Origin of the sequence: Sphingopyxis sp. PET50, assembly GCF_025244705.1 — a bacterium.
GTDB lineage: Bacteria > Pseudomonadota > Alphaproteobacteria > Sphingomonadales > Sphingomonadaceae > Sphingopyxis.
The window spans coordinates 147,309-169,086 of the sequence record NZ_CP104207.1 but is presented as its reverse complement, the minus strand read 5'-3'; the positions used below and the strand labels follow the sequence as shown (position 1 = coordinate 169,086).

26 protein-coding genes and 2 pseudogenes are annotated in these 21,778 nt (G+C 66.6%); 7 read left to right on the top strand and 21 right to left on the bottom strand.

The features are described from left to right. Window positions 1-43: 43 nt before the first annotated feature. Window positions 44-349 (top strand): hypothetical protein, encoded by a 306-nt coding sequence (locus N0A20_RS00990; RefSeq protein WP_260582182.1) that lies wholly within the window; start codon window positions 44-46, stop codon window positions 347-349. Here the strand turns inward: N0A20_RS00990 and N0A20_RS00985 are convergent. The 17 genes and pseudogenes from N0A20_RS00985 to N0A20_RS00905 all read right to left on the bottom strand — a co-directional run bounded on the left by N0A20_RS00985 (window position 346) and on the right by N0A20_RS00905 (window position 14,746). Further along, window positions 346-1,071 (bottom strand): PepSY domain-containing protein, encoded by a 726-nt coding sequence (locus tag N0A20_RS00985; protein WP_260582181.1) that lies wholly within the window; start codon window positions 1,069-1,071, stop codon window positions 346-348. The genes N0A20_RS00990 and N0A20_RS00985 overlap by 4 nt on opposite strands. Further along, complete coding sequence (locus N0A20_RS00980; protein ID WP_260582180.1) at window positions 1,068-1,970, bottom strand: alpha/beta fold hydrolase; 903 nt, start codon at window positions 1,968-1,970, stop codon at window positions 1,068-1,070. Before N0A20_RS00980 ends, N0A20_RS00985 begins: the two co-directional genes overlap by 4 nt. Further along, window positions 1,967-2,197: a hypothetical protein gene (locus tag N0A20_RS00975; protein ID WP_260582179.1), complete on the bottom strand. Its 231-nt coding sequence runs from the start codon at window positions 2,195-2,197 to the stop codon at window positions 1,967-1,969. Before N0A20_RS00975 ends, N0A20_RS00980 begins: the two co-directional genes overlap by 4 nt. Window positions 2,198-2,302: 105 nt before the next feature. Next, the gene (locus N0A20_RS00970) at window positions 2,303-2,920 is read right to left on the bottom strand and encodes a trimeric intracellular cation channel family protein (protein WP_260582178.1); all 618 of its coding nucleotides are present in this window, start codon (window positions 2,918-2,920) and stop codon (window positions 2,303-2,305) included. 188 nt (window positions 2,921-3,108) lie between these two features. Further along, window positions 3,109-4,507 (bottom strand): annotated as a pseudogene (gene lpdA / locus N0A20_RS00965) (dihydrolipoyl dehydrogenase). A gap of 79 nt (window positions 4,508-4,586) precedes the next feature. Then, a complete protein-coding gene (locus N0A20_RS00960) occupies window positions 4,587-4,874 on the bottom strand; it encodes a gamma-glutamylcyclotransferase family protein (RefSeq protein ID WP_260582177.1) in 288 nt (95 codons plus the stop codon). Between the two features lie 16 nt (window positions 4,875-4,890). Beyond that, complete coding sequence (locus tag N0A20_RS00955) at window positions 4,891-5,217, bottom strand: hypothetical protein (protein WP_260582176.1); 327 nt, start codon at window positions 5,215-5,217, stop codon at window positions 4,891-4,893. 29 nt (window positions 5,218-5,246) lie between these two features. Further along, window positions 5,247-6,098 (bottom strand): 2-oxoglutarate dehydrogenase complex dihydrolipoyllysine-residue succinyltransferase, encoded by an 852-nt coding sequence (gene odhB / locus N0A20_RS00950; RefSeq protein WP_260582175.1) that lies wholly within the window; start codon window positions 6,096-6,098, stop codon window positions 5,247-5,249. Continuing rightward, window positions 6,088-6,486 (bottom strand): annotated as a pseudogene (locus tag N0A20_RS00945) (biotin/lipoyl-containing protein); the annotation flags it as partial. The gene odhB and the pseudogene N0A20_RS00945, both read right to left, overlap by 11 nt. 96 nt (window positions 6,487-6,582) lie before the next feature. After that, entirely contained in the window at window positions 6,583-9,273 is a 2,691-nt protein-coding gene (locus tag N0A20_RS00940; protein WP_409574706.1) for a 2-oxoglutarate dehydrogenase E1 component, read from the bottom strand. A gap of 215 nt (window positions 9,274-9,488) precedes the next feature. After that, window positions 9,489-9,755, bottom strand: coding sequence for a GIY-YIG nuclease family protein (locus N0A20_RS00935; protein ID WP_260583975.1), 267 nt, complete (start codon window positions 9,753-9,755; stop codon window positions 9,489-9,491). Window positions 9,756-9,829: 74 nt separating this feature from the next. Then, window positions 9,830-10,720 (bottom strand): succinate--CoA ligase subunit alpha, encoded by an 891-nt coding sequence (sucD, locus tag N0A20_RS00930; protein WP_260582173.1) that lies wholly within the window; start codon window positions 10,718-10,720, stop codon window positions 9,830-9,832. Between the two features lie 3 nt (window positions 10,721-10,723). After that, window positions 10,724-11,410, bottom strand: coding sequence for a hypothetical protein (locus N0A20_RS00925; protein WP_260582172.1), 687 nt, complete (start codon window positions 11,408-11,410; stop codon window positions 10,724-10,726). Continuing rightward, entirely contained in the window at window positions 11,407-12,024 is a 618-nt protein-coding gene (locus N0A20_RS00920; protein WP_260582171.1) for a hypothetical protein, read from the bottom strand. The genes N0A20_RS00925 and N0A20_RS00920 overlap by 4 nt, the downstream gene beginning before the upstream one ends. Beyond that, window positions 12,021-12,983 (bottom strand): malate dehydrogenase, encoded by a 963-nt coding sequence (gene mdh / locus N0A20_RS00915; RefSeq protein ID WP_260582170.1) that lies wholly within the window; start codon window positions 12,981-12,983, stop codon window positions 12,021-12,023. Before mdh ends, N0A20_RS00920 begins: the two co-directional genes overlap by 4 nt. 184 nt (window positions 12,984-13,167) lie before the next feature. Beyond that, window positions 13,168-13,854: a hypothetical protein gene (locus N0A20_RS00910; RefSeq protein ID WP_260582169.1), complete on the bottom strand. Its 687-nt coding sequence runs from the start codon at window positions 13,852-13,854 to the stop codon at window positions 13,168-13,170. Further along, on the bottom strand, window positions 13,829-14,746 hold the full coding sequence (locus N0A20_RS00905; RefSeq protein ID WP_260582168.1) for a DUF4157 domain-containing protein: 918 nt from the start codon (window positions 14,744-14,746) through the stop codon (window positions 13,829-13,831). Before N0A20_RS00905 ends, N0A20_RS00910 begins: the two co-directional genes overlap by 26 nt. 193 nt (window positions 14,747-14,939) lie before the next feature. Here N0A20_RS00905 and N0A20_RS00900 point away from each other — a divergent pair, with 193 nt between their 5' ends. From N0A20_RS00900 to N0A20_RS00880, 5 genes are read left to right on the top strand one after another with little or no spacing between them, the layout of a single operon-like run. Then, the gene (locus tag N0A20_RS00900) at window positions 14,940-15,281 is read left to right on the top strand and encodes a hypothetical protein (protein ID WP_260582167.1); all 342 of its coding nucleotides are present in this window, start codon (window positions 14,940-14,942) and stop codon (window positions 15,279-15,281) included. After that, on the top strand, window positions 15,220-15,483 hold the full coding sequence (locus tag N0A20_RS20390; RefSeq protein ID WP_409574809.1) for a phosphatase PAP2 family protein: 264 nt from the start codon (window positions 15,220-15,222) through the stop codon (window positions 15,481-15,483). The genes N0A20_RS00900 and N0A20_RS20390 overlap by 62 nt, the downstream gene beginning before the upstream one ends. Before the next feature lie 59 nt (window positions 15,484-15,542). Continuing rightward, window positions 15,543-15,977: a hypothetical protein gene (locus N0A20_RS00890; protein ID WP_260582164.1), complete on the top strand. Its 435-nt coding sequence runs from the start codon at window positions 15,543-15,545 to the stop codon at window positions 15,975-15,977. Window positions 15,978-16,003: 26 nt separating this feature from the next. After that, window positions 16,004-16,495 (top strand): hypothetical protein, encoded by a 492-nt coding sequence (locus N0A20_RS00885; protein ID WP_260582163.1) that lies wholly within the window; start codon window positions 16,004-16,006, stop codon window positions 16,493-16,495. Then, a complete protein-coding gene (locus N0A20_RS00880) occupies window positions 16,452-16,586 on the top strand; it encodes a hypothetical protein (RefSeq protein ID WP_260582162.1) in 135 nt (44 codons plus the stop codon). Before N0A20_RS00885 ends, N0A20_RS00880 begins: the two co-directional genes overlap by 44 nt. Here N0A20_RS00880 and zapE read toward each other — a convergent pair. The 4 genes from zapE to N0A20_RS00860 form a co-directional block, all read right to left on the bottom strand. Next, on the bottom strand, window positions 16,583-17,707 hold the full coding sequence (gene zapE, locus N0A20_RS00875) for a cell division protein ZapE (RefSeq protein ID WP_260582161.1): 1,125 nt from the start codon (window positions 17,705-17,707) through the stop codon (window positions 16,583-16,585). The genes N0A20_RS00880 and zapE overlap by 4 nt on opposite strands. Further along, window positions 17,704-18,192: a PaaI family thioesterase gene (locus N0A20_RS00870; RefSeq protein WP_260582160.1), complete on the bottom strand. Its 489-nt coding sequence runs from the start codon at window positions 18,190-18,192 to the stop codon at window positions 17,704-17,706. Before N0A20_RS00870 ends, zapE begins: the two co-directional genes overlap by 4 nt. Next, complete coding sequence (locus N0A20_RS00865; protein WP_260582159.1) at window positions 18,189-19,091, bottom strand: MBL fold metallo-hydrolase; 903 nt, start codon at window positions 19,089-19,091, stop codon at window positions 18,189-18,191. Before N0A20_RS00865 ends, N0A20_RS00870 begins: the two co-directional genes overlap by 4 nt. A 78-nt stretch (window positions 19,092-19,169) precedes the next feature. Beyond that, the gene (locus N0A20_RS00860; RefSeq protein ID WP_260582158.1) at window positions 19,170-19,952 is read right to left on the bottom strand and encodes a succinate dehydrogenase iron-sulfur subunit; all 783 of its coding nucleotides are present in this window, start codon (window positions 19,950-19,952) and stop codon (window positions 19,170-19,172) included. Window positions 19,953-20,187: 235 nt separating this feature from the next. Here N0A20_RS00860 and N0A20_RS00855 point away from each other — a divergent pair, with 235 nt between their 5' ends. Then, window positions 20,188-21,720 carry a lipopolysaccharide biosynthesis protein gene (locus N0A20_RS00855; RefSeq protein WP_260582156.1) on the top strand — a complete coding sequence of 511 codons (1,533 nt, stop codon included), beginning with the start codon at window positions 20,188-20,190 and terminating at the stop codon, window positions 21,718-21,720. The last annotated feature ends 58 nt before the right edge of the window (window positions 21,721-21,778 follow it).

The following is a 21,778-nucleotide window of genomic DNA, read 5'->3' as shown; positions in this document are numbered from 1 at the left end:
CTGCCCGATGCGATCGCCGCGGCGGCAAAGCTCGCCAAGGTCGATGGCGAGGTCCACGCCAAATATTTCGAAAACGAGCCGAGCGAATTTTCGAAGCTGCTGGCAAGCTGGGCTTGGCGCCGAACAGCCCGAACAGGCCACGGCGCTCCCGCGCGGCTGGTTCGGCATCGCGGCGATGAACCGCCAGATGATCGAACGCCGGGTGGTGCAGGACCTGTCGCTGCTGACCGAGGCAGGATCGGTGCAGGCATCGTGCCTCGACTGCCGCGCCTATCTTCCCGCCGTGCCGCGGCCGGGCAGGGCGGAGGCGAAAGGCTTCTTCGCGACGCTGGCGCTGTTGATGCGCTAAAACTCCCCCCTCCCGCTTGCGGGAGGGGAACCATTTCTCCGCCGCCGCTGGCGCACGAACAGCATCGCGAAGCCCAGAATGACGGTGACGAGGCTGACCGCCGCAAAGCCGGTCAACAGCGGATGATGCGTGTCCTCGCGCGTCTGCAGGTCCATGATGTGCAACCCCCAGAAGACATCATAGGTTCGCCACCAACGCGTCCGCAGCGCGAGCAATTCCCCGGTATCGGCATCGACATAGGCATGAAGGCCATCGGCATAGGCGACCTGCCACGCCGGGCGGTCGCGCCTCAGGTCGAGCGGATTGGCGTCCGCCGCGAAACGTGCGACCGATACCGCCCGGCCCGGCGCCTTTTGCGCCGCATCGGCGATCCCACGCGCTTCGGCGGCGGTCACGGGCGGCAACAGCGCCCCCGTCGCCGCATCGGCGGCGCGGCTATCGCCCCCGGCATAGCGGATCAGCCACACCGGCCGCGCCTTGCGCATAGCCAGTTCCAGCTTCTCGACCGGCCGCCCATCGAACCGCGGCGGCACCGCGGCCAGCGCCGCGGGAATGGCCGCCGGTTCGCTCCGCAAATCGCTGCCGCGCACCTCGTCGATCGGCTTGATCACCATGATGAGCCCCGACAGCGTCCACAGGATCAGCGGCACCCCGACCAGCCAGCCGAGCCAGATATGGATGCGAAGCAGCTGCGCCCGCAGCCGCGTCTTCAGCGCGCTCATGCGGCCGCCGCCAGCTCCCGCGCATGGCCGGCAACGGCGTCGGCGAGCGTATCGACCAGGGCGAGCGGCAGGTCGTGCCCCATGCCGGGAATCGTCATCAGCCGCGCGCCGGGGATATTGGCCGCCGTATCCTTGCCGCCCGCCAGCGGCACCAGCGGATCGGCCTCGCCATGGATGACCAACGTCGGCGCCTTTATCGTCTTCAGCATCGCGCGCCGGTCGCCGTCGGCGACGATCGCCGCCATCTGCCGCGCGACGCCCTGCGGATACCAGCCGCGCTCGAAATCGCCGCGCACCCGGCGTTGCAGCCGCTCTTCCTCCGCCGGGTAACCGGGGCTGCCGATCACCCGCGCGGCGCGCACCGAATAGGCGATCATATCCTCGGGATCGCCGCTCATCGGGCGGTTGGCGAGCACCGCCATCGCTTCCTTCTGCGCGCGCGGCAGGCGGGGATTGCCGGTTGTCGACATGATCGAAGTCAGCGACAATGTGCGGTCGGGATAGCGCGCCGCGATATGCTGCGAAATCATGCCGCCCATCGACGCGCCGACGACATGCGCCTTGCCGATCCCCAGATGGTCGAGCAGCCCCACGCCGTCGGCCGCCATGTCGGCCAGACTGTAGGCGGGCCGCACCGGCAGCCGCAGCATCGATTTCACGAACATCCATTTCAGGTTGGGCACCCCCGCCGCGTCGAAGCGCGTCGACAGCCCGACGTCGCGATTGTCGTAGCGGATGGTGCGAAAGCCATGCGCGACCAGCGCATCGACGAACTCGTCGGGCCACAAGGTCAACTGGCCTCCCAGCCCCATCACCAGCAGGATCGCGGGCGCATCCTTGGGGCCCTTGTCCTCATAAGTGATGTTGATTCCGTTCACCCGCGCTTCGCCGATCGTCATGGCGCAACCCCCTTGTTTCCAGCTGTCCCAACCTCGCCGCCGGGATCGGTCCGGTCAAGCAAATTGGCAAGCCGCGACGGCAAGGCGCGCAGGCGATCGCGCAGCAGCCAGAGGGAATAGGTCAGCGGCGCAGCCAGCAGCATCGCCCCGGCGGTTCCGGTCACGCTGCAATCGGCCGCGCCGACCGGTGCGACTCCCGCGCCAAAGCTGATCAGCAAGACTTCCAAGGCCCCCACGCGCCCCTTTCGCTGGGCGAGGGCTAGGGGCGGCGGGTTAATCGTTTCTGACACCGCTCGCCCGGCGCAACCGATTCCGTCCCGAAACGAGACGGCTCAGCGCGCCGGATCGCGATAGGCGGGGAGCGCGAGCGACCAGTGGATCGCCGCACCGCGCAGCGCAAAACCCGCCACCGCGCCGCACAGCGCCGCAATCGGCGTGCCGACCGCTGCCCACAAAAGGACGAGATACAGCCCCGAGGCGAGTGCCGCCGCGGTGACATAGATTTCGGGACGCATGATGATCGACGGCACCCCTGCCAATATGTCGCGGATCGTGCCGCCGACGCAGCCGGTAATCACCCCCATCAACAGCGCCGGCACCGGCGGCACGCCCCAGGCGAGCGCCTTCGCCGTGCCGAACACCGCATAGGCGGCGAGCCCCACGGCGTCGGCCCATTCCAGAAGCTGGCCCTGCCACCAGCGTTCGGGCGTGATCCAGACGACAAAGGCTATCGCGATGCACACCGCGGCGATCGCGCCATCCTGCACCCAGAACACCGGCGCCCCGATCAGCAGGTCGCGCACGCTGCCGCCGCCGACGCCGGTGACGAGCGCGAAGAACATCGCGGTCACCAAAGTCTGCCGCAGCCGCACCGCCATCAACGCGCCCGACAGCGCGAAGACGCCGATCCCGGCAAGATCGAGCAGGCGGAGGAGGGTCTGAGGTTCCATGGCGTCCAACATCACTCGCGAGACTATAGGATAAGTTTCACGTTCAGCACTTCGTCATTGCGAGCGTAGCGAAGCAATCCAGAGCGGTTTACGCCACCCTGGATTGCTTCGCTCGCGCCCAGCGCGAGTTTATCCTGAGCGCCTGCAAGGCAGTCGAAGGGCTCGCAATGACGTCGTTGGTGAGGCGTTCAGATATGGATCGGCTTACCCGTCACCGCCATCGCGGCTTCCTTGATCGCCTCGCTGTGCGTCGGATGCGCGTGGCAGGTGTAGGCGATGTCTTCGGACGTCGCGCCGAATTCCATCGCCTGCGCGGCCTGCGCGATCATCGTGCCCGCGACGCTGGCAATGATCCAGACGCCGAGCACGCGGTCGCTGTTCGCATCGGCGATCACCTTCACGAAACCGTCGGGTTCGTGGTTGGTCTTGGCGCGGCTGTTGCCCGCCATCGGGAATTTGCCGACCTTGACCTCACCGCGCTCCTTCGCCTGCTCTTCGGTCAGGCCGACGCCGGCGATTTCGGGCATGGTATAGACGACCGACGGGATGACATCGTGGTTCACGATGCCGGTCAGCCCGGCGATATTCTCGGCCACCGCGATGCCCTCGTCCTCGGCCTTGTGCGCGAGCATCGGGCCGGGGATGACGTCGCCGATCGCCCAGATGCCGGGGACCTGCGTCGAAAAATCATGGTCGGTCTCGATCTGGCCGCGCTGGTTGACCGCAAGGCCCGCCTTGTCGAGGCCGAGCCCTTCGGTGTTCGGACGGCGCCCGATCGACACCAATACGACATCGGCCTCCAGCGTCTCGGCGTCGCCGCCTGCGGCGGGTTCGAGCGTCAGCACCGCCTTCTTGCCCTTGACCTCGGCCTTGGTGACCTTGGTCTTCAGCTTGAATTCGATGCCCTGCTTCTTGAAGATGCGGTTCGCGTCCTTGCGGACGTCGGCATCCATGCCGGGGAGGATCTGGTCGAGGAATTCGACGCAGGTCACCTTGGCGCCCAGGCGGCGCCAGACGCTGCCGAGTTCGAGCCCGATCACGCCGCCGCCGATGACGACCATATGCCCCGGGACCTTCGCCAGTTCGAGCGCGCCGGTCGAATCGACGATGATCTGCTTGTCGTTATCGACCGCGACGCCGGGCAGCGGGGTGACCGACGAGCCGGTGGCGATGACGATATTCTTCGCACGATAGGTCTTGCCCGCGACCTCAACACTGTCCTTGCCGGTGAACTGCGCGTAACCTTTGAGCCAGTCGACCTTGTTCTTCTTGAACAGGAATTCGATGCCGCCGGTCAGCCCCTTGACCGCGTCGACACGCTGACCGTGCATCGCGGGGAGGTTCAGCTTGGGGGTCACGTCGATCCCCATCTTCGCCATCGCACCGCCCGCCGCCGCCTCATAATATTCCGACGCGTGGAGCATCGCCTTCGACGGAATGCAGCCGACGTTGAGGCAGGTGCCTCCCAGCGTCTCGCGCCCTTCGGCGCAGGCGGTCTTCAGCCCCAGCTGCGCCGCACGGATCGCCGCGACATAGCCGCCGGGGCTCGGCACCGATGACAAGCACGTCATAATCATAATCAGCCATCATTCACTCCATCTCGAGCCCCGGCGCCGCAACATAGACCCAGGCTTCGCGCCCCGATTCCAATGTCACGCGCCGCCGCTCATATTCGCTGAGCCTCATAAATATCGGCCGCTTCGAGTTCGCTTTTCGTAATCCGATATAGGGTGCCGTCGATCCGCTGCGAGGCCGCAGCGTCCTGCACCAGCACGGGATAATGCGTTTCGCCGCTTTTGCGGACGACTTCGGGGTCCGCAATGGCGATCCGCCCCTTGCGAAATCCGGTCAGCGCATCGGCCGTCCCGTTCAGCAAACGCCCGAACTGTTCGCGCTGCACGGCCGGATATTGCAGCGTGCCGTAGGAGAATAGGGATTGGGTCGCGCCATCCATGGCCTGATCCTCGCGGCTAGATGCCGAGACCGTTCTTCTTGGCGCAACTCTCCATCGCCGGCGCGGCGTCCTCCGGCGATAATTTCATCAGTTCGGACGGGCTATGCTTGCGCGCAAGTTCGTCAGCCGCACAGGAACAGACCTTGTTCGCAATCTCGGCGGGGGCACCGCTACCGGTCGCGCTCGACACGCAGGACGGAACGAAGGATTCGACGAACTGCTTCTCGAAGCCTTCCTCGAACCCCTTCTGCGCCTCATCGCACCCCGCCAGCCCCGCCGTGGCGGCGAGCAACGCAGCTAGGGACACGGCACGGCGGGATAGGGCAAGTGTTCCGACCAGCATGATATTCTCCTGTTCCCGGTTCGAACGGATCAAAGGTCGATCAGCAGCCGCGTCGGATCCTCGATCGCTTCCTTGATCGTCTTGAGGAAGGTCACCGCCTCGCGGCCGTCGACCAGGCGGTGATCATAGCTCATCGCGAGGTACATCATCGGGCGGATCACGATCTCGCCGTTCCGCACCACAGGGCGGTCCTCGATGCGGTGGAGGCCGAGCACCGCCGACTGCGGCGGGTTGATGATCGGGGTCGACATCAGGCCGCCGAACACGCCGCCGTTCGAGATGGTGAAGGTGCCGCCGGTCATGTCGTCGATGGTCAGCGTGCCTTCCTTGGCGCGCCTGCCGAGGTCGGCGATCGCCTTTTCGATGTCGGCGAACGACAGGCTGTCCGCGTTGCGGACGACGGGGACGACAAGGCCGTTCGGCGCGCTCACCGCGACCGAGACGTCGAGATAATTGTGATAGACGATCTCGTCGCCTTCGATGCGCGCGTTCACTGCCGGAATGTCATGCGCCGCGAGCGCGACCGCCTTGGTGAAGAAGCTCATGAAGCCCAGGCGCACGCCATGCTTCTTTTCGAAGCTTTCGCGATATTTGTCGCGCGTCGCAATCACCGCCGACATGTCGACGTCGTTGAATGTGGTCAGCATCGCCGCGGTGTCCTGTGCGGCCTTCAGCCGCTTGGCGATCGTCTGGCGCAGGCGCGTCATCTTGACGCGCTCTTCCTGGCGGCCCGGCGCGCCCGACGTGGCAGGGGCCGGAGCGGCGGCGGGCGCCGGTGCGGGCGCCGCGGCGGGCGCGCTGTTCGCGGCGGCGAGCACATCTTCCTTGGTCAGCTCGGCCGTCCTTGCCGCTGCCCTTGATCCTGCTCGGGTCGAGGCCATGCTCGAGCACCAGGCGGCGCACCGCGGGCGACAGGGTGGTGACGCCGTCGCCGGTCTCTTCGCTCGCCGTCGCGGCGGGCGCGGGCGCGGCGGCTTCGGCCTTGGCGGGGGCGGGAACCGGAGCGGCGGCGGGCGCCGCGGCCTTGCCGTCACCGGCCTCGATCGTCGCGATCACCGCGCCGACATTGACCGTATCGCCCACCGCGACAACCTGCTGGCCCATCACCCCGGCGACGGGCGAGGGCACTTCGATCGCGACCTTGTCGGTTTCGAGGCTGGCGATCGGCTCGTCGAGCGCAACCGCCTCGCCGGGCTGCTTCAGCCACTCGCCGATCGTCGCTTCGGTGACGCTTTCGCCCAGCGCGGGAACTTTGACTTCGGTGCTCATCTTCTCTTCTCTTTCCGTACCCCTGCGAAGGCGGGGGTCCATCATCAAACGGTTGGGGATGGGCCCCTGCCTTCGCAGGGGCACACCGCTTAAATCCTAACCCTTGCTCTTCGCGCGCCTGATTTCCGCGCGAACCGACAGCCCCAGCGCATCGGCAACGAGCGCCGCCTGCTCGGTCTGGTGGCGGCTCATCAGCCCGGTTGCGGGCGATGCCGCGGCGGCGCGGCCGGCATAGCGCGGACGCATGCCCATGTGCCCGGCCTTCTTCAGCGCTTCCTCGATGAAGGGCTCGACAAAGAACCAGCTGCCGTTGTTGCGCGGCTCTTCCTGCGCCCAGACGACTTCCTCGAGCTTCGGCATCCGCTTCAGGCGCACGCTCAGCGGTTCGCCGGGGAAGGGATAGAGCTGTTCGAGGCGGATCACCGTCGTGTCGGTCAGTCCGGCCGCATCGCGCGCTTCGATCAGGTCGTAGCCGACCTTGCCCGAGCAGAGGACGACGCGCCTGATATCGCCATCGGCCGGCGGGGTACGGTCCGACATGATGCGCCGGAAATGCGCCTCGCCGATGAAGTCCGAACGCTGCGACACCGCCAGCTTGTGGCGCAGCAGCGACTTGGGCGTCATGATGATCAGCGGCTTGCGGAACGGGCGCAGCATCTGGCGGCGCAGGACGTGGAAATAGTTCGACGGGGTCGAAATATTGCACACCTGGATATTGTCGCCCGCGCACAGCTGCAGGAAGCGTTCGAGGCGCGCCGAACTATGCTCGGGGCCCTGGCCTTCATAACCGTGCGGCAGCAGCATCACGAGGCCGTTGGCGCGCAGCCATTTGGCCTCACCCGACGCGACGAACTGGTCGATCAGGATCTGCGCGCCATTGGCGAAGTCGCCGAACTGCGCTTCCCAAAGGACCAGCGACTTCGGATCGGCCATCGCATAGCCATATTCGAAGCCGAGCACGCCATATTCCGACAAGGGGCTGTCGAGCACCTCGAACCGGCCGTGCGGCACGGTGGTCAGCGGAATATATTTGTGCTCGTCGGTCTGGTCGACCCAGACGGCGTGGCGCTGGCTGAACGTGCCGCGACCCGAATCCTGGCCCGACAGACGCACCTGATAGCCCTCGCTGAGCAGGGTTCCGAAGGCGAGCGCTTCGGCGGTCGCCCAATCGAATACCTCATCGTCGCTCTTGTCGGCGAACATCGCGGCGCGCGCGTCGATCACACGGCGCAGCGTCTTGTGCACCTCCAGATCGTCCGGGATGGTGGTCAGCGTGCGGCCGATCGCGTCGAACAATTTGTCGCTGACGCCGGTCGAGATGTTGCGGCGCGCATTTTCGGGATCGGCGGGAGCGTGGAGCCCCGACCAGCGCCCGGCGAACCAGTCGGCCTTGTTCGGCTTGTAGCTCTTGGCCGCCTCGAAATCGCCTTCGAGCTGCGCGACGAATTCGGCGCGGCGCGCGTCGGCCCATCCGGCGTCGATCACGCCCTCGGCCTCCAGCTTGGCGGCGCAAAGCTGCGAAACCGGGGGATGCTGGCGGATGACGGCGTACATCAGCGGCTGGGTAAAGCTCGGCTCGTCGCCCTCGTTATGGCCAAAGCGGCGATAGCACCACATGTCGATCACGACATCGCGCTTGAAACGCTGACGGAAGTCGATCGCGAGCTTGCACGCAAAGGTCACCGCTTCGGGATCGTCGCCGTTGACGTGCAGGATCGGCGCCATCACGCCCTTGGCGACGTCCGACGGATAGGGCGACGAGCGCGCATATTGCGGGCTGGTGGTGAAACCGATCTGGTTGTTGACGATGAAATGGATGCAGCCGCCGGTATTATAGCCGCGAATGCCCGAGAAACCGAGGCATTCCCAGACGATCCCCTGCCCCGCGAAGGCCGCGTCGCCGTGGATCAGCACGGGCAGCACCTGCTCATGCTTGTCGAGGTCGTCGCGCACCACCTGCTGCGCGCGCACCTTGCCGAGCACGACCGGATCGGCCGCTTCGAGATGCGACGGGTTCGGCACCAGCGACATATGCACCGACGCGCCGCCGAATTCGCGGTCGGTCGAGGTGCCGAGGTGATATTTGACGTCGCCCGACCCGCCGACATCGTCGGGATTGGCGCTGCCGCCCGAAAATTCGTGGAAGATCACCTTGTACGGCTTCGCCATGACGTTCGCGAGCATGTTGAGACGCCCGCGATGCGCCATGCCATAGACGATTTCCCTGACCCCGTACTGGCCTCCATATTTGATGATGGCTTCCATCGCGGGGATCATGCTCTCGCCGCCATCGAGGCCGAAGCGCTTGGTCCCGACATATTTGCGCGCGAGGAATTTCTCCCATTCCTCGGCCTGGATCACCTTGTTCAGGATGGCGCGTTTGCCCTCGACCGAAAATTCGATGATCTTGTCGGCGCCCTCCATCCGCTCCTGCAGGAACTGGCGCTCCTCGACGTCGGAGATGTGCATATATTCGAGGCCGACATTGCCGCAATAATTGGCGCGCAGGATCGCGACGATCTCGCGGACGGTCCCCTTTTCGAGCCCGAGGGTACCGCCAAGGTAGATCGGGCGGTCCAGGTCGGGGCCGACAAAGCCGTAATATTCGGGCGTCAGATCGGCGGGCAACTCGCGCTGGCTGAGACCGAGCGGGTCGAGATTGGCGGCGAGGTGGCCGCGCACGCGATAGGTGCGGATCAGCATCATCGCGCGGATCGAATCGTCGGCCGCGCGCTCAACCTCGGCATTCGACAATGGCGCCCCCGCTTTCGCGGCAGCCGCCTTCACCGCGACCTGCATCTGCTGCGGGTCGAGCGCGGCGGTCAGGTCGTCGCTGTCGATCGGCGGCCAGTTCTTCGGCGCCCAGCTCGGGCTCGGCCTGGGGTTCGTCGATGTCGAAGCTTTGTCGTTCGAGGTTCATTTCACTAACCTGTCCGTGCCCCTGCGAAGGCAGGGGCCCATCTCCTGGGGCCAAAATATGGTGCCGACCGGGATGATTTTCATCACCCCCGAATATCGAACCACAAATCCCGCCAATCGGGATTCGTTTCCTCGATCATCCGCACCTTCCAACTTCGTTTCCAACGCTTGACCTGCAGTTCACGCAGCCGCGCCTGCTGCAGATCCTCATGCACTTCAAACCACACCAAACGCACGCAACCGTGAGTCTTCGTGAAGCCGTCAATCAACATCTCGCGGTGCTGATAAACACGCAGCACCAGCTTCGATGTCGATCCTGTGTAAATGGCGCCGTTTTTGCGGTTCGCCATGATGTAAACTGCGCCGCCTTTCACATTTCACCCCTTGGGTGATGGGCCCCTGCCTTCGCAGGGGCACAGCAAAATCAGACGCGTTCCTTCAACACTTCGACCAGCGTCGTCCCAAGCTCCGACGGGCTCGCCGACACCTTGATGCCCGCGGCTTCCATCGCCGCGATCTTGCTTTCGGCGTCGCCCTTGCCGCCCGACACGATCGCGCCGGCATGGCCCATGCGGCGGCCCGGAGGCGCGGTGCGGCCCGCGATGAAGCCCGCCATCGGCTTCTTGCGGCCGCGCTTCGCCTCGTCGATCAGGAACTGCGCCGCCTGCTCCTCGGCGTCGCCGCCGATTTCGCCGATCATGATGATCGACTTGGTCGCGTCATCGGCGAGGAAGAGTTCGAGCACGTCGATGAAGTTGGTGCCGTTGACCGGATCGCCGCCGATGCCGACCGCGGTCGTCTGGCCCAGGCCCGCATTGGTGGTCTGGAACACGGCTTCATAGGTCAGCGTGCCCGAGCGCGACACGACGCCGACGCTGCCCTTGGAAAAGATGCTGCCCGGCATGATGCCGATCTTGCATTCGCCGGGCGTCAGCACGCCGGGACAGTTCGGGCCGATCAGCCGCGACTTCGAACCCGACAGCGCGCGCTTCACCTTGACCATGTCGAGTACCGGAATGCCCTCGGTGATGCAGACGATCAGTTCCATCTCGGCGTCGATCGCCTCGAGTATCGAGTCGGCGGCGAACGGCGGCGGGACATAGATGCAGCTCGCGGTCGCACCGGTCGCGGCCTTCGCTTCCTCGACGGTATCGAACATCGGCAGGCCGATGTGCGTCGTGCCGCCCTTGCCGGGGGTCACGCCGCCGACCATCTGGGTGCCGTAGGCGAGCGCCTGTTCGGTGTGGAAGGTCCCCGTGGCGCCGGTCATGCCTTGCGTGATGACCTTGGTATTCTTGTCGACGAGAATGGACATTGTTCAGTTAACTCCGTGGGTTTGGCCACAGGGACGGCCGGGGTTGGTCAGGACGCCTTCTTTCTTTCGAGAAGAGCCAGGTGAATGCGGTGCTCGCTGCCACGCGACAGCGAACGGGCGAAAAGGATGCGCTCGTGGGTCGGCGCCGAGCCGCATGAAGATCCAATAGGGCCGCGTCGCGTCATTGGGCTTGCCGTCGGAACCGAACATCTCGGCATAGTTGGCGGGCTGGCCGTAGCGCGCCTTGAGCACGGGAAACAGCTCGGCCGCGGGATAGTGGGTCGCGGTCGACACCGTCAGTACGCATTGCGGATTGGGTGAGAAGAAGACATCCTTCGCGACCCCCAGCGAATGATCCTCGCCCTGCCAGCCGCCAAGGTCGACCTCGCCCGAGGCCATCGCCATCATGCTGGGCATATAGGCGCCGCCCCAGCCCGATCCGGCGATAACGGGATTGACCTTCAGCTTGTCGAAGTCGGTCTTCATGCACAGCGCATCGAAACCCTCGACGATCTGCGCGGGGGTCCGCGAACCGGGCTTCAGCGGTTCGACGGGCGCGCCCTCGACCGCGAGGCCCGACAGAGCGCCGCCGGGATTGACCCACATGATATCGGGCGCCGCGAGCGCGGGCGATGCAAAGGCCAGCGACGCGGCACCGGCCGCGAGGGTGCGGATGACAGAGATTTTCATGTCCACTCCTTCCTTCGCGACCCGATTGCGCCCCGAACCGACGGGGCTTCCTTCCACATCTGCGGCCGTCGCCCGGTCGTCAGGGCTTCAAAATGCTGCGTTCGACGACGAGGCGCGGTTTCTGGCATCCGCTCGCCGTAAAGCAGGGCGGTGTCTGGATCGAGACGCTCGTCGTCTTGTCGCCGCCGAACGACCAGATGCGCAGCTGGCCGTCGGCGAGGTTGAGCTTCTGAGCGGGCGGCTGCCCGATCCAGCCTAGCCATCGCCTCTTCGGAGGGCAGCGCCGCCACGCTGAAATCGAAAATCTTGCATTCGACGAACTGGCCGACCGGGGCGGGAATCGTCTCGCGCACCCAGATGAACAGATTGTCGCCGTCGCGGCGAAAGACACGGTCTCCGCTGCGCCCGGCGATCGCCCGCGTCACGCCGACGACATAGCCCATCGGGCTGGTCCGCTCGGGCTCGAAATCGCTCCACCCTTCCGCCACCGCCCGCGCTCCGATCGTCTCGACCGTGTCCGCCTTGGCACACACCGAGTCATAGGCCATGAAGGCGGGCGCGGCGGCCCCGAGATCGGGTGCCGCCATCAGCATCAGGGCGAGCGAAACGCTCATGCGAGGCTGGGGTCCAGCCCTTTGCACGCGTCGAGCAGTTCCTTGACCGCGTCGACCGAGACCTGCAGGCCCGCCTTGTCGGCGTCGTCGAGTTCGATCTCGACGATCTTCTCGACACCGCCCGCGCCGATCAGCACCGGCACCCCGACGTACAGGCCGTCGAGGCCGTACTGGCCATCGACATAGGCGGCGCAGGGCAGGATGCGCTTCTGGTCGCCGAGATAGGCTTCGGCCATCGCGATGCCCGAGGCTGCGGGCGCATAGAAAGCCGAGCCGGTGCCGAGCAGCGCGACGATCTCGCCGCCGCCGCCGCGGGTGCGCTTGACGATCGCGTCGATCTTGTCCTGGCTCGACAGGCCCATCTTGACGAGGTCGGGAACGGGGATGCCGTTGACCGTCGAATAGCGGACGACCGGGACCATCGTGTCGCCATGGCCGCCGAGCACGAAGGTGTTCACATCCTTCACCGACACGTCGAACTCGTCGGCGATGAAGTGGCTGAAGCGTGCCGAGTCGAGCACGCCGGCCATGCCGACGACCTTGTTGTGCGGGAGGCCCGAGAATTCGCGCAGCGCCCAGACCATGGCGTCGAGGGGATTGGTGATGCAGATGACGAAGGCGTCGGGCGCGTTCGCCTTGATGCCCTCGCCGACCGCCTTCATGACTTTCAGGTTGATGCCGAGCAGGTCGTCGCGGCTCATCCCCGGCTTGCGGGCGACCCCGGCGGTGACGATGATGACGTCGGCGCCGGCGATGTCGGCATAGTCGTTCGAGCCGGTGATCTTCGCGTCGAAACCCGCGATCGGGCCGACCTGCGACAGGTCGAGCGCCTTGCCCTGCGGCACGCCTTCGACCACGTCGAACAGGACAACGTCGCCGAGTTCCTTCTGCGCCGCGAGGAGGGCCAGCGTTCCGCCGATATTCCCGGCTCCGATCAAAGCGATTTTCTTGCGTCCCATGGCGCGCGGCACTCCCTTCGTGGCAAGCCCGGCAATGAAGCACAAACCGGCAGGCGCACGGGCCGAAGCGCTGTACCGGTCCCTAGACTGGGCGCCGCCCTACGCCGATTCCGCCCGCGAAACAACCGCGAAAAAAGCCGAAAACCGGCCTTTTTATGCAAATAGTTCGCAATAGCTTTAATGCCTACCAGAGGTTGATCTTGGCCTTGATCATCAGCCGATTGAGCACCGGATCGTCGACGACGAAATCCTTCAGCACATTATGCTCGATGCCGATCGATCCAAAGGCGTCGATCTTGTAGTCGAGCCCGTAACCGACCGACACGCCGACCCCGAAGCGGTCGCGATCGGCGCTCATGTCGCCCATCGTCCCCATGCCTTCGGCATAGAGCGACGGCAGCCATATCCGCTGCGGGTCGAAACCCACGCCGGCCCCCGCGCCCAGCGTCTTGATCGGCCCGCCAAGCTCGGTCTGTCCGACGCCATAGAGTCGCAGCTTGTTGCCGAGCGTCGAGAAGAACTGCTGGCGATAGCTTGCCTCGAACGACACCGATCCGCCCAGTGCACCGCCCTGATCGTCGCCCGCGGCCGTGACACTGGCCCCGATCTGCAGCGCGTGGATCCGCAGCCATTGGTCGAGGCTGTGCGGGCTGTCCCAGATCAGGCCGAACCCGCCCGCCGCGCCCTGCCCCGCCGCGTCGAGCGTCTCGCGGACGAAGGTCGTGCAGTTGTAGCTGAACAGATTATAGGCGGGCTGCCTGGCACAGGTCGATCGCGCATAGGCCAGCGCCGCGGCGAACTGGTCCGCCGTCAGTTCGTAGCTCTGCGAACCGGTGATATGGCCGTCATGGGCGGTATCGGGATGATGCACGCACCCGTCGACGCTTTGCGTGGCGTTGTCCGGATCGAACCCTTCCGCGTAGCCAGAAGCCATAGGTCCAGAAATTGCCCTGGTCGTCCTGCAGCCGGAGCCAGGCGTGCCCGACCCCGGAGGTCAGGGGGATCAGCAGGAACGGCCCTTCCTTGTCGGACATGATCGTCAGCCGGAACTTGCCCTTCTCCGCGCCGCTGCCGCTCGCGCCGGTGCAATCGGTGGCGCATTGGTCGCGCGAGACGCGGCGTATCACCCGGCCGTCGCCATCCTGCTGCATCACATGCGCCAGTTCGTGCGCGATCAGCTGGCGCCCCTCGCCCGTCCCCGGCCGATATTCGCCGCGGGCAAAGGCGATGTCGCTGCCCAGCGTGAACGCCCGTGCCGCGATCGACTGCGATGCGGAGTCGGCGGCGGGGCCGTCGTGGATGCGGACTTCCGACAGATCGCGGCCGAAGCGCGGCTCGAAAAAGCTGCGTTCGCTCGCCGACAACGGTGCCCCGCTTCCCAGCGATCCGATCGCCGACCGCGCCGCGCCGCTCGCCGCGCCGCCGCCTGCGCCGCCCGATGCCTCGCGGCGGATCGGCGTTTCCTCTTCGCACGCCGCGCATTTGCGCTGAATCTGCCCGCCCGTCGCGGCGGCGACGGAAACCGGTGCGGCGCCATCCCCCATCCGCATGACCTGGTCGGCGGCCCGGTCGGCCGCCTGTTCGGCGGGGTCGTTGGCGGCCCCGACGATCAGCTTGGGTTGGAGCAGCGCACCATGGCCGGGCCGCGCCGGAATATTCGCCAGCGACGACAGCGGCGATGCCATGCGTCGCAACGGCACCTGCTGCTGCGGCGCGGCGGCGGACTGGAGACGGCTTTTGCGGCGGATCGCGCGTCGGTACATGGCAGGTCGCCTTCGGGCCCGGTCGGGCGGATTGTATCAGGACGCCCCCTTTGCGTCACCCCGATACAAACCGTCCCGGCAGGAAAATAGCCGTCGCGGTCGCGGTGCGATTGGACCAATCCGCCAAAAGGGGGCGCGATCTTGGCAATCGCCGTACTTGGTCTATGGTTGGGTCCATGAAGAGGCGACCCCGATGATGCGACAGGCGCTGACCGCCGCCGGAATGAGCGCCGCGCTGGCCCTTGCCGCCCCCGCCCACGCCAGCGACAAGGGGTGGGACGATGCCGGCACCGCCGCCAAGAACGCGCTGATCGTCGCCGCCTTCGGCGTCCCCGCGGTGCAGGGCGATTGGGAGGGCGTGCTGGAAGCGGGCGGCAGCATCGGCGGCACCATCCTGATCACCCAGGGGCTGAAGGAGGCCTTCCCCTCGCGACGCCCCGACGGCAGCGACGACAAGAGCTTCCCGTCGGGCCATACCTCGACCAGCTTCGCCGCGGCGGCGACGCTGCACAACCGGTACGGCTGGGAGGCCTAGCCTGCCCGCCTATGTCGTCGCCTCCTTCGTCGGCCTGTCGCGCGTCGAAGCCCGCAAGCATCGCGTCGGCGATGTGCTGGTCGGCGCCGCGATCGGCACCGCGACCGGGCATCTGATCACGACGAAGGCCGACGACCGGGTACGGATTTTCCCATGGGGCGACACGAACAGCGCGGGCGTCGATGTGACGCTCCGCTTTTGAGGATCGACGCAGACAGGGATTAACCGTCCCTATACCCCGTCCCTGCTAGGCTGGCGGGGATGACGCGGGCAATCATCAGTTTCGACACCGAATTGTCGGCGGGCCTCTATCAACGGGGCGCCGACGCGCGCGCCAATTTCGACAGCTCGATCCTCGGCCGCTGCCGCGAGGGCGACTATGGCATCCATTTCCAGATGGACATGCTCGAACGCTACGGGCTGACCGGGGTCTATTTCGTCGATCCGATGCCCGCGCTCGTCTATGGCCCCGATATCATCGACCAGATCGTCCAGCCGATCGTCGCGCGCGGGCACGAGGTGCAGCTCCATATCCACACCGAATGGCTGGACTTCGCCCGCTTCAATCCGGTCGCGCCGCGCACCGGGCGCAACATCGGCGATTTCCCCCTGCACAAGCAGCGCAAGCTCATCGCGCTCGCGCGCGACATTTTGATCGGCGCCGGCGCGCCCCGCCCCACCGCCTTTCGCGCCTAGGCAATTTCGGCGCCAACGACGACACGTTGCGCGCGCTCGCGGCGCTCGGCTTTCGCTTCGACAGCAGTTTCAACGGCGCCTGGCGCGATCATGGCTGCGACATTTCGCTCGATCCCGGTGACCTCGGCATCCGCGAGCATGAGGGGATCCATGAAGTTCCCGTCAGCGGCCTGATGGACCGGGTCGGCCATTTCCGCCCCGCGCAGCTCTGCGCCATGTCGGAGGAGGAGATGCGCGACGCGCTCGACCATAGCGCGGCGAGCGGCGCGATCCAGTTCTCGGCCTTCAGCCACAGTTTCGAGCTGCTGAGCCGCGACCGCGCGGTGCCCAACGGCCTCGCCATCGCGCGCATGGAGGCGCTGTGCCGCGCCGTCGTCGGCGATCCCCGCGTCACCGTGCGGCGGCTTTGCGACGCTCCCGGTCCCGCCGCGTCCGCGCCCCATCCGCGTCGCGGCACCCAAGCCGCTCCGCACCTTGCGCCGCACGATCGAGCAAGGCGTCGGCTATGTCGTCCATGAGGTCCGCTATGTGCGCGACCTGATCGCGATAACGCTCAACTCGTCGCGCTGGGGCAAGGTCGCGAGCGGCGTCCTGCTGGTGCTTGCCTAGCCGGGTTCGGCCTGGCCGTGGCCCAGCGCCAGATAATCGTCCGATTGCATTTCGGACAGGCGGCTCGCGGTGCGCTCGAACTCGAAGGCGCCATCGCCCGCGACATACAGCGCGTCGGGCATCGCCGCCGCGCTCGCGAGCAGCTTGACCTTATATTCGTAGAGCGCGTCGATCAGCGTCACGAAGCGCGCTGCCTCGTTGCGGTTTTCGGGCCCCATGCGCGGGATGCCGACGATGATCACGGTGTGGAACTGCCGCGCGATCGCCAGATAGTCGGGCGCCCCCCGCGCCTCGCCGCACAGCCGCTTGAACGAGAAGACCGCGACGCCCTTCAGCGCCTTGGGCACATGCAGGATACGCCCTCCGCCGAGATCGAGATCGAGCGTCGGCACGTGCGCGCGGTCCTCGGGCGGATAGTCGGTCAGGCGAAAGAAGGCCGCCGACAGCGCCGCGCTCGCCGCATCGTCCGCCGGCACGAACCAGCGCGCGCCGTCGCCGAGCCGGTCGCGGCGATAGTCGGTCGGGCCGTTCAGCCCCATCACGTCGAGCCGCTCGCCGATCAGCGCGATGAAGGGCAGGAAATGCTCGCGGTTGAGCCCATCCTTGTAGAGGTCCCTCGGCGGCCGGTTCGACGTCGCGACGACCGTCACCCCGCTGGAGATGAGCGCGGTGAACAGCCGCGACATGATCATCGCGTCGGCGCTGTTGTTCACCACCATCTCGTCAAAGGCGATGCAGCGCGCCGTCTCCTTCAGCGCGGCGGCGACGGGCGGGATCGGGTCGCCCTGCGCCTTGTCGCGCGCGGCGCGCAGCCGGGCGTGGATGTCCTGCATGAATTCGTGGAAATGGACCCGGCGTTTCCGCACGATCGCCAGATTATCGTAGAACAGGTCCATCAGCATCGATTTGCCGCGGCCGACCCCGCCCCACATGTAAAGGCCGCGCGGCGCCTCGGGCTTGCGCCCCGCGATGCGCCAGAGCAGGCTGCCGCGCGGCGGCACCGCCTCCAGCTCCTCCTGCAACCGGTTCAGCCGCTGCGCCGCCGCGCGCTGTTCGGGGTCGGGTTTCAGTTCGCCGCCCGCGACCAGCGCATCATAAGCCGCGAGGACTCCGCCCGTCATTTGCTCGCCTTGCGGATCGTGCCGGCGAAGGTCAGCACGATATGGCTGTCGCCTTCGCCCTGCACGACCAGCCCGCGCAGGAAGACCAGCCGGCCCGTTTCGCGCACCAGTTCGACGACGGCATCGAGCGGCTCGCCGAGCTGGCCCGCGCCGACGAACTGCGTCGACAGGTCGAGCGTCACCGAATGCCCCGCATTGAGCGAACCGAACTGATGCGACGCAGCGAACAGCGCGATGTCGACAAGCGCGAGGCTGACCGCGCCATGGACATTGTCGCCGAGGTTGCTGTGCTTGCGCTCGGGGATCATCCGCACCCGCGCGCAGGGGCGGCCATCGGGCGTATCGGGTTCGATGCGCACCGACAAAGGTTCGATGAAGGCATTGAAACGGCTCGGATCCTTGATGTTCCAGCTGACCCAGCCACCCTCCAATTCCTCTGCGCTGAAATTGTCGCGGCGCTTGGGTTCCTCGATGCCGTCGTTCATGCGCTGCAATATCCGTCCAATTTTCCCGAGCGTATCAGCTCGCCATAATAAACCGCTATCGCCTCGGCGCGCGAGGTGTCGGGGCCGATCCACCGCGCGGCGCCTTTCAGCCAGCCAGCCGAACAGGCCTCAAGCGCGCCCGGCCCGCGCGCGCAAGCGATAAAATCGGCAAAGGCGGTTTTCCAGTTGTCGAACGCGGCGATGTCCATGATCGGGCCGTGGCCCGGCACCACCTGCTCGGCGCCCGAAGCCGCGACCTCGTCGAGCGCCTTCAGCCAGCCTTCGGGGCAGGCGGTGTCGAGAAAGGGCACGGGCACGGTGACGAGGTCGCCGACGATCGCGCGCTTTTCGGCGGCGTCGTAAATCCACAGGTCGCGCTCGGTGACGGCACGGTGCGCGACGCGCAGCGACAGCGGCCGCCCGGCGATCGCCATGTCGCGCGATTCGTCGATGACGATGTCGGGCCGCAGCTCGGCACCGCGCGCGATGGTCGCGAGGTCGGCCTCGATATCGGCCGCTGCGCCCACCGGGACGCTGCCTTCGGCCAGCGCCCGCCGCGACGCTTCGGCGCTCTCCGCGAGGAAACCGGTGAGCGCCCCGTCGATCGCCGAGGTCCCATAGACCTTGATGTCCGGAAACGCCGCTTTCAGCCCCGGATTGCCGCTGACATGGTCGAGATGCCAGTGGGTGTTGACGATCGCGACGGGCGTCATGCCGATCCCGCTCAGCCCCTGCTTGATCAGCGTGAGATGCTCGGCGTGCCGCCCGGTGTCGATCACGAAGGCGCCCTCGGGCCCATAGAGGATCAGGCTGTTGCCGTCGGGCGACCGGTCGGGATCGAAGCCGCCGCCGATCAGGAAGGTGCCACCGCCGATGCCATGCGCATAGGTGCGCGGCATCGCGGCATATTCGACCTTGGGATTGGCGGCGCAGCCGGCTGAGCGCCAGCGCGACCAGCGCCGGCAGCCAGCGCTGCATCAGACCTGCCGCTCGGCTTCCAGCTTCTTGATCTCGGCGATCGCGCGCGCCGGGCTCAGCCCCTTGGGGCAGGCGTTAGAGCAGTTCATGATCGTGTGGCAGCGATAGAGGCGGAAGGGATCTTCCAGCTCGTCGAGCCGCTCGCCGGTCATCTCGTCGCGGCTGTCGGCCAGCCAGCGATAGGCCTGGAGCAGGATCGCCGGGCCCAGGAACTTGTCGCTGTTCCACCAGTAGCTGGGGCAGCTGGTCGAGCAGCAGGCGCACAGGATGCACTCATAGAGTCCGTCGAGCTTTTCGCGCTCTTCGGGCGACTGCAGCCGTTCCTTGCCGCTCGGCGTCGTCGTCTTGGTCTTCAGCCAGGGTTCGATCGAGGCATATTGCGCATAGAAATGCGTGAAGTCGGGGACGAGGTCCTTGATGACGTCCATCGACGGCAGCGGGGTGATGCGGATATCGCCCTTCAGATCCTCGATCGCGGTGGTGCAGGCGAGGCCGTTCTTGCCGTTCATGTTCATCGAACAGCTGCCGCAGATGCCCTCGCGGCACGAGCGGCGGAAGGTCAGTGTCGAATCCTGCTCGCTCTTCATCTTGATGAGCGCGTCGAGCACCATCGGGCCGCATTTGTCGAGGTCGATCTCGAAATTGTCGTAATGCGGATTCTCGCCCTTGTCGGGGTCGTAGCGATAGACCTTGAACTTGCGGACCCGCGTCGCGCCTTCGGCCTTGTGGGTCTGGCCGCCCTTTTGCAGGCGGCTGTTCTTGGGCAAACGAAATTCGGCCATCGTTGCGGCTCCCCTGTGCAGTCGCGGTCGGACTAGACCCGTTGCGCGGCGGGGGCAAGGGTTGTTGGAGGCAAAAAACTTCCTGTGCCCCTGCGGAGGCAGGGGCCCATCTCCTGCCCGCGGACTCCGCCGCCGCCGGGCGTTTCATGCCGAACGGTCCGGTGATAGGCCCCTGCCTCCGCAGGGGCACGATGCCCGCTTTCTTCCTTGTCCAACAATCGCTACTGGCGCCGCAATGAGCGACGACACCCCCGCCCCCGCCGTCACCAGCCGCCACGTCGCGCGCGGGCTCGGCACGACCGTGCTCGCACGGCTGGGCGCGGTGGTCGAAATCGTCGCGCAGCCGCTGTACGTGCTGATGTTCGGGCTCGCAGGCTATGGTCTTTATGCGGTACTGTGGGCGACGATCAACCTGCTCGAAAATCTCTTCGACCTCGGCATGACCAGCGCGATGCAGCGCACCGTGCCGCAATCGGCGAGCGACGCCGATGCCGCCGCGGCGCTGCGCACCGCGATGCTGTGGGGCGTCGGCCCCTGCCTGATCGTCGCGGCGCTGATCGCCGTCTTCGCCGCCGATCTCGCGCCCTACCTCAACGTCGCGGCAAAGGACCGGCCGCTCGTCGTTCCCGCGATCCAGCTCTTCGTCTGGGCTCTGCCGCTCTGGGCTTTTGTCGAGATCGCGACCAGCGCCATGCGCGCGCGCATGGTGTTCGGCGCCGAAATCCGCCTGCGCATCGTCTGGGAACAGATCATGCGGCTGGTCTTCGCGGGCCTGTTCTTCGCCGGCGGCCTCGGGCTCAAGGGCCTGTTCATCGCGCATCTCTGCTCACTCGGCATCACCGCGATCCTCTGCGTCCGGCTGCTGCGGCGCTATTATGTCTTCGGCGAACTGCTGCGCGGCGGGCGCGGCGGCGAGACGGCGCGGAACACCTTCTGGGCCGGCCTCTCGATCCTGCCGTCGAACGTCATCGCGCGCCTGTTCGGCGACGCCCCGGCGCTGGTGCTCAACCTGATCCTGCCCGGCGCGGCGGGCGCGGCGGCGGCGGGCCTGTTCACCATCGCGCGCAAGCTGTCGAGCGTCGTCCAGCTCGTGCGCATCGCCTTCGTCTATGTCCTCGCGCCACTGGCCGCGAGCGCCGAGCGGGCTGACCGCGCGCAGGTCGCCGACATCTATGCCTATGCGACGCGGCTGATCATGGCGATCGCCCTGCCGCTCGCCGCAGTGCTCGCGGCGGGCAGCGCGCCTTTGCTCAGCCTGTTCGGCGCCGAGGCGAGGATCGCGCAGGCGGCGGTCGTCATCCTGCTCTTCGCGCGCGCGGCCGAGGCGGTGCTCGGCATCTCGCTGCCGGTGCTTCAGGTCGTCGCGGCCTTCCGTCACCAGCTCACCGCCAGTATCGTCGGGGTGATCGTCGCGGTCGGCGCGGGCTGGCTGATCGTCGGCCATATGGACGCGCTCACCGGGGTGACGCTCGCCATGTCGATCGGGCTCGTCGTGATGGGCGGCATCCCGATGCTCCAGCTGGCGACGGGCGAAAAGCTCCACCCCTTCGATCACCAGTTTCCCGGCGTCGCGCTGCGCGGGATCGCCATCACCCTGGTCGCGGGCGGCGCGGCCCTGCTCGCCGGACGCCTGCCCGACGCCGCCGCGCTGCCGCTCATCGTCCTGCTCGCACTCGCGGCGATCTGGCTGTCGCTGCGCTTCGCCCTCCCCCACGCCGACCGCGCCTCGCTCGGCAAGACGGCGCGCAAGCTGCGGCTGGTTTCCTGATCCGCCAAGCCCATCCTCTCATCCGTTCGTGCTGCGCTTGTCGAAGCACCGTTCTTTC